This window comes from Symbiobacterium sp., assembly GCF_040797425.1.
Lineage (GTDB): Bacteria > Bacillota > Sulfobacillia > Symbiobacteriales > Symbiobacteriaceae > Symbiobacterium.
On record NZ_JBFNEH010000014.1, the window covers coordinates 59,617 to 69,072 of the forward strand.

General features: G+C 68.3%; 7 protein-coding genes. 4 read left to right on the forward strand and 3 right to left on the reverse strand.

The genetic code is table 11. From position 1 onward, the window contains the following. Positions 1 to 1,192: 1,192 nt before the first annotated feature. The 3 genes from AB2385_RS06545 to AB2385_RS06555 are packed head-to-tail and all read right to left on the reverse strand — an operon-like array spanning position 1,193 to position 4,357. Entirely contained in the window at positions 1,193 to 2,182 is a 990-nt protein-coding gene (locus AB2385_RS06545) for an ABC transporter permease (RefSeq protein ID WP_367654149.1), read from the reverse strand. Continuing rightward, on the reverse strand, positions 2,154 to 3,194 hold the full coding sequence (locus AB2385_RS06550) for an ABC transporter ATP-binding protein (protein WP_367654150.1): 1,041 nt from the start codon (positions 3,192 to 3,194) through the stop codon (positions 2,154 to 2,156). The genes AB2385_RS06545 and AB2385_RS06550 overlap by 29 nt, the downstream gene beginning before the upstream one ends. A 5-nt stretch (positions 3,195 to 3,199) precedes the next feature. Further along, entirely contained in the window at positions 3,200 to 4,357 is a 1,158-nt protein-coding gene (locus tag AB2385_RS06555) for an NEW3 domain-containing protein (protein ID WP_367654152.1), read from the reverse strand. Between the two features lie 451 nt (positions 4,358 to 4,808). Here AB2385_RS06555 and AB2385_RS06560 point away from each other — a divergent pair, with 451 nt between their 5' ends. The 4 genes from AB2385_RS06560 (at position 4,809) to AB2385_RS06575 (ending at position 9,390) form a co-directional block, all read left to right on the forward strand. Continuing rightward, positions 4,809 to 5,579: a DeoR/GlpR family DNA-binding transcription regulator gene (locus AB2385_RS06560; protein ID WP_367654153.1), complete on the forward strand. Its 771-nt coding sequence runs from the start codon at positions 4,809 to 4,811 to the stop codon at positions 5,577 to 5,579. Continuing rightward, the gene (locus AB2385_RS06565; RefSeq protein ID WP_367654154.1) at positions 5,566 to 6,879 is read left to right on the forward strand and encodes a four-carbon acid sugar kinase family protein; all 1,314 of its coding nucleotides are present in this window, start codon (positions 5,566 to 5,568) and stop codon (positions 6,877 to 6,879) included. The genes AB2385_RS06560 and AB2385_RS06565 overlap by 14 nt, the downstream gene beginning before the upstream one ends. 32 nt (positions 6,880 to 6,911) lie before the next feature. Next, positions 6,912 to 7,919, forward strand: a complete 1,008-nt coding sequence (gene pdxA, locus AB2385_RS06570; RefSeq protein ID WP_367654155.1) for a 4-hydroxythreonine-4-phosphate dehydrogenase PdxA — start codon at positions 6,912 to 6,914, stop codon at positions 7,917 to 7,919. A 94-nt stretch (positions 7,920 to 8,013) separates the two neighbouring features. Next, positions 8,014 to 9,390, forward strand: a complete 1,377-nt coding sequence (locus tag AB2385_RS06575; protein WP_367654156.1) for a GntP family permease — start codon at positions 8,014 to 8,016, stop codon at positions 9,388 to 9,390. The last annotated feature ends 66 nt before the right edge of the window (positions 9,391 to 9,456 follow it).

The following is a 9,456-nucleotide window of genomic DNA, read 5'->3' on the forward strand; positions in this document are numbered from 1 at the left end:
GCGTTCCCTCTTGGAACACACCGGGGAGTGCCGGTCAGGTCCTTGACTCTGTAACTGAACCACGCTCAAGAACGCATGGATTGTGCTTCCCCCGGCCGGGCGGGTGGTGTACGGCAGACTGAAAATTAGGGGGAAATTTTGACCCATATTTCCGGCGAGATAGTGGGAAAAACTGCCCCATATTACAGTTATGTAAACTTGGCCTCCGCCAACATTCCGTCGAATCCGGTAGTATTCTGTCGAAAGTGCCCTCACAGGACCCACTGGAGCCTCCAAAAACGTCTTTCGGGGTACGGAAATAGGGAAAAACAGCCCCCTATGTCGCTGAAAATATGGGGAAGTTTTGACCGCCATTCTGGCAGCCCTCCCTTTTCCCCCGATGTGCCGGACTTGGCGCTGATACACCCCCGAGGCCCAACCCTGGCGGGACCTGTCAGACTGCCAGGCTGGGTAGAAGCTGGGGCCCGCTCCGCCGGACCCCGCTGGTTCAGCGTGAGGGTCGAGCCGCGTCGAGCTGATCCTTTGGCCCGCTCAAAAGTGTGCCAGTCGTGCTGTTGTTCGGGTGGGCAGGGGTGGCGAATCCGAGGGAACCAAACAAGACCGGAATCGACGGCAGCTGTAAGCCGAGCGTACGCGGTTGAAGAGCACGGTGCACGGGCGTCAGGCGCGCCTGACGCCCGAAGAAGGCGCTACGGGCGAACCTCACGGGACCTCCGGGACCAACTACCACCGCCTGGATCAACAGTGACTGCGAACAGAACGGATGCAGGGGAAGCACAGGGTACTCGGCGGCAGGCAAGCCGGCCCGCCCGCCGGGAAGCCTGAGCGCCAACACGCCGCAGGGGTCGGCCGCGCTCGACATCAACACTCGCTGCAAACAGAACAGATGCGCCGGGGAGCACAGGGTGCACAGCGGCGACAGGCACGCTGGGCCCCGCGTACGCAGCCCAGGTACGCTCCCCCGGGGGAAATCGGTGCGCCGGCTCCCGAAGCGACCCGCAACATCGCCGTGGAGACCGTGGGAGCGCAATGCTACCGCTCGGGCCTCCCCGGCTGTCCGCAACGGCTCGCCGCCGCTCAATGCCGGTTGGTCCGGGTACGGCGCGCCAGGCACCCGAGGGAAAAGCGTCCGGGGTCCCGCAAGGGCGGGACCCCGGACCGTCGTGTATGTGAACTCTCCACGCAGCAGCGATCACGCACGGATCTCCTGCCGCATGAAGAGAATGTAAGAGACGGCAAAGCAGACGGCCGTGAGCGCCACCAGCCCCACCGCCTGCGGCCAGCAGAGCAGGATGGACTGGCCCACCGGCAGCACGCCCTCCAGGGCGCCAAGCACCTGCTCCAGCGTGACCGGGCCCAGCGTCCGGACCAACGGGTTGAGCAGCGTCACCATCGCCTCGCTGTAAAGATACCCGGGGGACAGCCGGCTTAACCACAGGTAGAGGCCCGTCGGATCCTCGCCCGCCACAAGGCCCACCAGCATATCCCAGAACACGCTGAAGAAGAGCCACACGGCAATCGAGGCCAGCGCCGACGTCGCCGACTGCCGGAACATCACCGAGAACATCACGGCCAGCGCCATCCAGAAGGCGACGTAGATGGTGGTGAGCACACCGTAGGCCACCAGCCGCAGCAGCTCGTCGCCCGTAGGGGGCACGCCGATCATCAGGAGCCCGAGGGCGCCCACGGAGAGCAACAGCGCCGCCAGCGTCACCACGATGGTCAGCACGCCGGCCAGGAACTTGCCGTTAATCACGGCGTCGCGGTGGATCGGCTGCGCCAGCAGGCGGCTCAGGGTGCGCCGGTTCTGTTCGCCGCAGATGGCGTCGAAGCCCAGGGCAATACCCAGGAGCGGCGCCAGGAACGAGACGAAGGCGGTCAGCGAAGGCAGCCGTTCGCTGCCGCCGCTGAACAGCCGGAGGAAGACGAAGTCGGGCGTGGCCGACGTGGTCTCTACCACGGACCGGATCGTCTGGGCGGCGGTATAGAGCGAGGCAACGCCCGTGACGACCAGGATCGCCATCAGGATGATCATGCGCCAGCTGTTCACGTTGTCGGCGAACTCCTTGCGCACCACCGCGGCCAGCCCGGTCGAGGCCGGCGCCGGGGCCCGCTCGTCCTGGGGCTGGGCCTTCAACCGCTCCAACCACGCCTTAGGCTGCACCTTTGGAAGGACGGCCATCCCCGTCACCTCCCTCGGCGAAGTACCGCCGATAGATGTCGTCCAGGCTGCGGCCCACCTGGGTGAGGTGCATCACCGCCGCCCCGTGGGCGGCGACCAGCCGGCTCACCTCGGGCCGCAGCTCCCGCCGGCAGACGAGTTCGACCCGCACGCTGCTCTCGCCCGCCCCCTGCGGGGTGGCGACGGGCCGCCGCAGCTCGTCGTCCGCCGCGTGCTCCGTGGCGTCGAGGCGGCGCAGCGACTCGACCCCGTCCAGCCGCTCCAGTTCGGCCAGCAAGGCGGGCGGACAGGGCGAGAGTTCCACCTCCAGCCGGAGCGGCTCGCCGGCCAGCGCCTGGTCGGCCAGCTCCTCCACCCGGCCGCAGGCGATCATCTGGCCCTTCACGAAGATCGCCACCCGGTCGCAGACGGCCTGCACCTGGTGCAGCAGGTGCGAGGAGAGCAGCACCGTCATCCCCTCGTCGGCCAGCTCGCGAATCAGACGGAGGAAGGCCCGGGCGCCCTCGGGGTCGAGACCCAGCGTCGGCTCGTCCATGATGACCAGCCGGGGCCGCTTGAGCAGGACATCGGCCACCCCGAGCCGCTGCCGCATGCCACGGGAGTAGGCGCCCACCTTGGTGTCGGCCGCGTGGGTCAGGCCGACGCGCTCGAGCAGCCGGTCGATCTGAGCCGCCGCCTCCTTCCGGGAGAGCCCGTTCAGGTCGGCCGTGTAGAAGAGGTTCTGCCGTCCCGTCAACTCGTCGTAGAAGCCCACGTTATCGGGCAGGTAGCCGGTGAGCCGCTTGACAGCCAGCGGCTCCCGCACCGGGTCGTGGCCCAGTACCCGGATCGAACCCTCGGTGGGCTCGGTGAGGCCCAGCAGCATCAGGATGGTGGTCGTCTTGCCCGCCCCGTTGGGTCCCAGCAGGCCGAAGACCTCCCCAGACTGGACCTCCAGGTCCAGCCCGTCCACGGCGGTGAAGTCGCCGTAACGCTTCACCAGTCCGTGGGTCTCGATGACGGTCTCAGCCACCGGACTCACCTCCGGCCGAAGGTGCGGAAGACCCAGTAGAGCCCGCCGCCCACCGCGGCCAGCACCGCCACGCCCACCAGGCCCCAGAGGGTCGGCGTCTGCACCGCCACCCGGAAGTCCGCGCTGCTGGTAGCCCGGTTGTCGCCGCTGCGGGCGCGCAGGGTCAGCAGGTAGTCGCCGGCCAGCGCCTTGCTGTTGGGCATGACCTCCATCGTCACCTGGCGGCTCTCGCCGGGCGCCAAGCTGTCGATCTTCTCAGGCGAGAAGGTGGCCGACCAGTTGGGCGGCAGCGTGGTGGAGAAGCTCACATCGGTCACGGGGTTGGTGCCGGTGTTCTTCACTTCGAGCGTGACGCCGTTCTTCCGCCCCGCCACGGCATCGAAGGAAAGCCGGCCGTCGGGGGTAGTGACCTGCAGGCCGTACTTGCCCAGCACTTCCAGCTCCAGGTCGAGCCGGGCCTCGGAGGAGCCCGAACGGGCGAAGATCGGCACCGTGTAGGTACCCGCTTCCACCTCCTCCGGAACGGTGACGGAGACGCTCAACGACTGGCTGCTGTTGGCATCGACCGGGATGCTGCCCACCTGCTTGCCCGAGACGGTGAACGTCACCTGCCAGCCCTCGGGTGCGTTGGCGCCCAGGGCGAAGGTCTCGTTGAGGTCACCCTCGTTGCGCAGGTTAACCGTGAAGGTGTAGCTCGTGCCGGCCTGGGCCTGGATGGACGGGAAGTCCGTGTCCAGGGTGGCCCGGCCCGTGGCCGTGGCCGCCACCGTGATCGCCAGGGGCAACTCGGCTACCTCGCCGCCGCTGGACGCAGACAGAACCACCCGGTAGGTCCCCTCGGGGGTCGCGTCGGGCACCTGCAGGTTCAGCGTGACGCTCTCACTGCCGTCAGGAGCGATGTAGACCTGATTCACCGGGTAACCGGAACCCCGGAAGGACGGCTGCTCCCAGCCGTCGGGCAGCTCGACCACCGAGAGGTCGGCCACGCCCGATCCGCCGGACAGGTTGAGGGTCAGGCTCAGCATCTCGCCGGGCTTGACGACGATGCCGGGGTAGCGGGTAGTGAACGAGAGCCCTGCCGCCGCCGCCGGGGGAGCCGCCGCGAAGAGAACCAGGGCGGCCGCCGCCAGAATCATCCCCCAGCGTGGTAAACGGAGCGACATCGATTCCTCACCTCACAACCATGATCAGGCACCGCTGCCGAACGCACCGGGCGGGCGATCGGACCATCCGGCAGGGCGATGCCTTTGCACTGGATACTAGCCCGTGAGAAATGGTGGCAGAGGAAGATGAAATAATGCTTACAAGAAGCTGAGAGGAGGTTAAGAATCCGCTGAGAAGGCGATCTGCCACGCTGTTGCGGCGGGATCGAGTCCTGGCCCTGTGCGGCAACGACCGGCACTGACCAGCGTGACACCCCCGCCAGGCGGGCTGACCCCTGACGCCCCGCTGTTCGATTCGCACATTGTGCGTCAAATCGGCCCCCACTCCGCCCATGGAACCACACAGGCAAAAATCCAGCAGAAATCCGCATTCGACAGAAGGATTCCGCTTGTTACTGCTCGAACATTCTGTGTTAGGATCGAACAATTCCACGCCCAATAGGGCTGAAAGGTGATCGATCTGAACATCCAGGAGCGGCGCCGCCGCATCATCGAGTTACTTCACCAGGCCGGGTCTGTTCAGGTGCGGGACCTGGCGCAGAAGCTGGGGGTCTCGGAGATGACGATTCGCCGGGACCTGGAGTGGCTGTCCCGGAAAGGCCAGGTCGTGCGCACGTACGGGGGCGCTGCCCCCGCGGCCGGGCTGATCGGCGAGCTCCCGTACGCCGCCAAAGCGGTGGAACACACCGAGGAGAAGGCGCGCATCGCCCGGGCAGCAGCTGCGCTGGTGCAGGAAGGGGACGTGGTCCTGCTGGACGCCGGCTCCACCACCGCGGCCGTGGCCAGGCAGCTCAAGGGGCGCAGAGGCCTCACCGTCATCACGCCCGACCTGAAGATCGCCCTGGAGCTCTGCGATGAGCCGGGCATCCGGGTAATCGTCACCGGCGGGACGGCGATGCCGGAGCTCTACCACCTCATGGGGCCGCTCACCGAGCAGTTCCTGCGCAGCGTCACCGCGAACATCGCCTTCGTCGGCACCCCGGCGGCCGACGTGAGCTACGGTCTCTCCACCCCCACCCTCGAGAAGGTGCCACTGAAGCAGGGCATCATCCGGGCCGCGCAGCGCGCGGTGCTGGTAGCCGACGCCTCCAAGTTCAACCGTCGGGCTACCTATCAGATATGCCCGCTTACGGATCTCTCCCTGATCATCTCAGACCGCTCACTCCCCGCAGAGGTAGCAGAGGCGATTCGCAGAGGAGGGGTGCCCCTTGACCTGGTCTGAGCAGCGACCCGCGCTGGGCGTCATCGCCGACGACCTCACCGGCGCCAACGCCACCGGCGTCCTTCTCACCCGCACCACCGGCTTCCCGACGGCATCGCTCACCGACCTCCGCTGGCCCGAAGGCGGCCTGGACGACTACCCCTGCGTCGTGATCGCCACCGAGTCCCGTGCGATTCCGGCGGACGAGGCGCGCCGGCGCGTGACCCGTGCGGCCCGGCTGCTCCTGGACCACGGCTACCGCCCCGTCGCCAAGCGCGTCGACTCGACTCTCCGGGGCAACGTCGGCCCTGAGGTGGAGGCGGTGCTGGAGACCCTGGGACCGGGGTCCGTGGCGCTGGTCACCGGCGCCTTCCCCGCCAGCGGGCGGACGACCAGCGGCGGCATCCACTACGTCCACGGCGTCCCCCTGGCGGAGACGGCCGTGCGGAACGACCCGCTCTGCCCCGTCACCGAGTCGCACGTGCCCACGCTCCTGCGCCGACAGACCCGTCTGCCCGTGGGTCAGATCACGCTGGACACCGTCCGCGCGGGGGCCGGGGCGGTGGCCGAGGCCATCGGCGAACAGGCCCGGCGGGGCGTGCGGGTGCTGTGCCCGGACGCCGAGACCGACGATGACATCCGCAGCCTGGGTGAGGGGATGGCCCGGAGCGGCATTCCCTGCGTGGCGGCGGACCCCGGCCCTCTGACGGCGGCGTTTGCCGCTGCGACCCTCGCCGGCGGTGCGGCAGGATCCACCGGCACGGCAGCCGCCACAGGAACACCTGCCCCCGCAGGGCCGAAGCGCGTCCTGGTGGTGGCCGGCAGCGTCACCCCCCTCACCCGGGAGCAGCTGGACCACCTCGAGCGTGAGACCGACGCCCGGCTGATCACCGTGGACGCCGGGGCCCTGGGCCGGGATAGCGACACCGCGGAGAACGAGATCAGCCGCGTGGTGGCAGCGCTGGCCGCCATCGACCTCGGGCGCCCGGTGATCGGCGTGCGCACGTCAGAGGTGCTGAGCAGCACGGACGCCGCCATGGCCGGTCGCATCGCCGCCGGGTTTGCCGAGATCGCCGCGCGGGCGCTGGAGCGCGTGCACGGCCTCACCGGCCTCTACACCAGCGGCGGCGACATCACGCTCGCCGTCTGCCGCCGCCTGCAGGCCGGTGCCATCCACCTGAAGGCAGAGGTCCTGCCGCTGGCCGTGCGGGGCTACCTCATCGGCGGCCTCCGCCCCGGCCTCTCCATTGTCACCAAGGGCGGGCTGGTGGGCGACGCGACCGCAGCGGTGGCCTGCGTCCGCCACCTGCTCGACCAGTGAGCCACGCATTCCCCCCAAGGAGGACAAACCCCATGACCACACGCCCGCTGATCGGCATTACCATGGGTGACCCGGCTTCCATCGGGCCGGAGATTGTCGCCAAGGCCCTGAGCAACCCCGAGATCTACGCCCTGTGCCGCCCCCTGCTCATCGGCGACGGCCAGGTGATGGTGCGCGCCTTCGCCTCCACCGGAGTCCGCCTCGCCCTGAACCCGGTGGCCCGCCCCGCGGAGGGGCAGTACGTCCATGGCACCATCGACCTGGTCGACCTGCGGAACGTGGATGTCGCCACCCTGGAGTGGGGCAAGGTGCAGGCGCAGGCGGGGAGGGCCTCGTTTGAGTACATCCAGCGGTCCATCGACCTGGCCATGGCCGGGGAAATCGACGCGGTGGCCACCTCCCCGATCAACAAGGAGGCCCTGAAGGCCGCGCAGATCGACTTCATCGGCCACACCGAGATCTTCGGCGCACTCACCGGCAGTCCGGACCCCCTTACCATGTTCGAGACCAGGGGGCTGCGGATCTTCTTCCTGACGCGCCACGTCTCGCTGGCCCAGGCCTGCCGCATGGTCACCCGGGAGCGGGTGCTGGACTACATCCGCCGCTGCACGGAGGCCCTGCAGCAGTTGGGGGTTGAGCGGCCTCGCCTCGCCGTGGCCGGGCTGAACCCGCACGGCGGCGAGCACGGCCTCTTCGGCGACGAGGAGGTGCGGGAGATCGAACCCGCCATCGCCCAGGCCCGGGCCGAGGGGTACGACGCCAGCGGCCCTCACCCGGCGGACTCCGTCTTCTGGCACGCCAGCCGGGGCCGCTTCGACGCGGTGCTCAGCCTCTACCACGACCAGGGCCACATTGCGGCCAAGATGTACGACTTCGAGCGGACGATCTCCATCACCGCCGGCCTCCCCTTCCTCCGCGCCTCGGTGGACCACGGCACGGCCTTCGACATCGCCGGGACCGGGCAGGCGAGCGCGGTGAGCATGGAGGAGGCCATCCGGGTGGCCGCCAAGTACGCGGCGGCCTTCCGCCGCCGGCGCTGACCCCATCAGACCGGGCGACACGCGGGGCTGCGGAGTGCCGGAGCCGCATCCCCGCTCGCATACAGCTCACATGCCGTTTGGAGGAGGTTTGGAGATGGGAACGGCAGTATCAGGTTCGCAGATGCTCATCGCCCTGGTCATCGGTATCATCGTGCTGGTGTTGCTGATTCTGAAGACCAGAATCCACGCTTTCCCGGCCATGATCATCGCGGCGGCCCTGATCGGCCTGATCGGCGGCATGGACCCGGTGGACGTGAGCTCTGCCATCACCGGCGGTTTCGGCAGCACGCTCGGCTCCATCGGCATCGTCATCGGCTTCGGCGTGATGATGGGCCGCATCCTTGAAATCTCCGGCGCGGCTGAACGAATGGCGACCTTCTTCCTGAAACACCTGAGTCGCAAACACCCCGAGTGGGCGCTGGCCGCCACCGGCTACGTCGTCTCCATCCCCATCTTCTGTGACTCCGGCTACGTCATCCTGAGCCCGCTCGCCAAGGCCATGTCGAGGCAGAGCGGCAAGTCCGTGGTCACCCTGGGCGCCTCCCTGGCCGTCGGCCTCGTGGCCACCCACCACCTGGTGCCGCCGACCCCGGGCCCGCTGGGCACCGCCGGCATCTTCGGGGCTGACATCGGCAAGATGATCCTCTGGGGTATCGTGTTCGCCATTCCCGTGGTGGTGGTCGGCGTCACTTACGCCACCTGGCTGGGCAAGAAGATCTACCAGGTGCCCGCCGCCGAGGGCGAGGGCTGGGAGCACAAGGAGTGGAAACCTGAGTACGAGCAGGCGGTGGAGGTCGCCGAGCGGCCTGACCTGCCCGGCACCGCCCTCTCCTTCGCGCCGATCGTGGTGCCCATCCTGCTGATCCTTTGCAACACCGTCCTCTCCGCCGTAGGTGCCTCCGGCTTCCTGGCCCGCTTCGTGATCTTCCTCGGCCAGCCGATCATCGCCGTGCTGATCGGCCTGCTGATCGCCCTCTACGGCCTGGGCGCGAAGATCACTCGCCCTGACATCCTGAAGGAGTTGGAGAAGGGCGTGCAGGCAGCCGGCATCATCATGCTGGTCACCGGTGCGGGCGGCGCACTGGGCCAGGTTATCCGCGCCAGCGGTGCAGGCGACTACCTGGCACAGGCGCTGGCGGGCAGCGCCATGCCGGCCATCCTGCTGCCCTTCGTCATCGCCACGGCTCTCCGGCTGATCCAGGGCTCCGGCACCGTCGCCATGCTGACGGCGGCCTCCATCACCGCGCCGATCCTCGGCCCGCTGGGGGTCGACCCGGTCTTCGCGGCGATGTCGGCTTCAATGGGCGCCTTTGTCTTCAGCTACTTCAACGACTCCTTCTTCTGGGTGGTCAACCGCCTGATCGGCATCGAAGACGTGAAGGACCAGATCCGGGTCTGGTCGGTGCCCACCACCCTGGCCTGGGTCACGTCGGGCATCTGCCTCATCATCGTCAACGCGATCTTCGGCTAGTTCCGATGCCAGATCGAGTAGGAGGGGGCGGTTAGCCCCCGACCTCTCACACCACCGGACATGCGG

Bases quoted from the DNA above. Each gene is read 5' to 3' on its own strand.
- AB2385_RS06555 (WP_367654152.1), bottom strand. From the start codon at position 4,357: ATGTCGCTCCGTTTACCACGCTGGGGGATGATTCTGGCGGCGGCCGCC.
- AB2385_RS06575 (WP_367654156.1), top strand. From the start codon at position 8,014: ATGGGAACGGCAGTATCAGGTTCGCAGATGCTCATCGCCCTGGTCATC.
- AB2385_RS06545 (WP_367654149.1), bottom strand. From the start codon at position 2,182: ATGGCCGTCCTTCCAAAGGTGCAGCCTAAGGCGTGGTTGGAGCGGTTG.
- pdxA (WP_367654155.1), top strand. From the start codon at position 6,912: ATGACCACACGCCCGCTGATCGGCATTACCATGGGTGACCCGGCTTCC.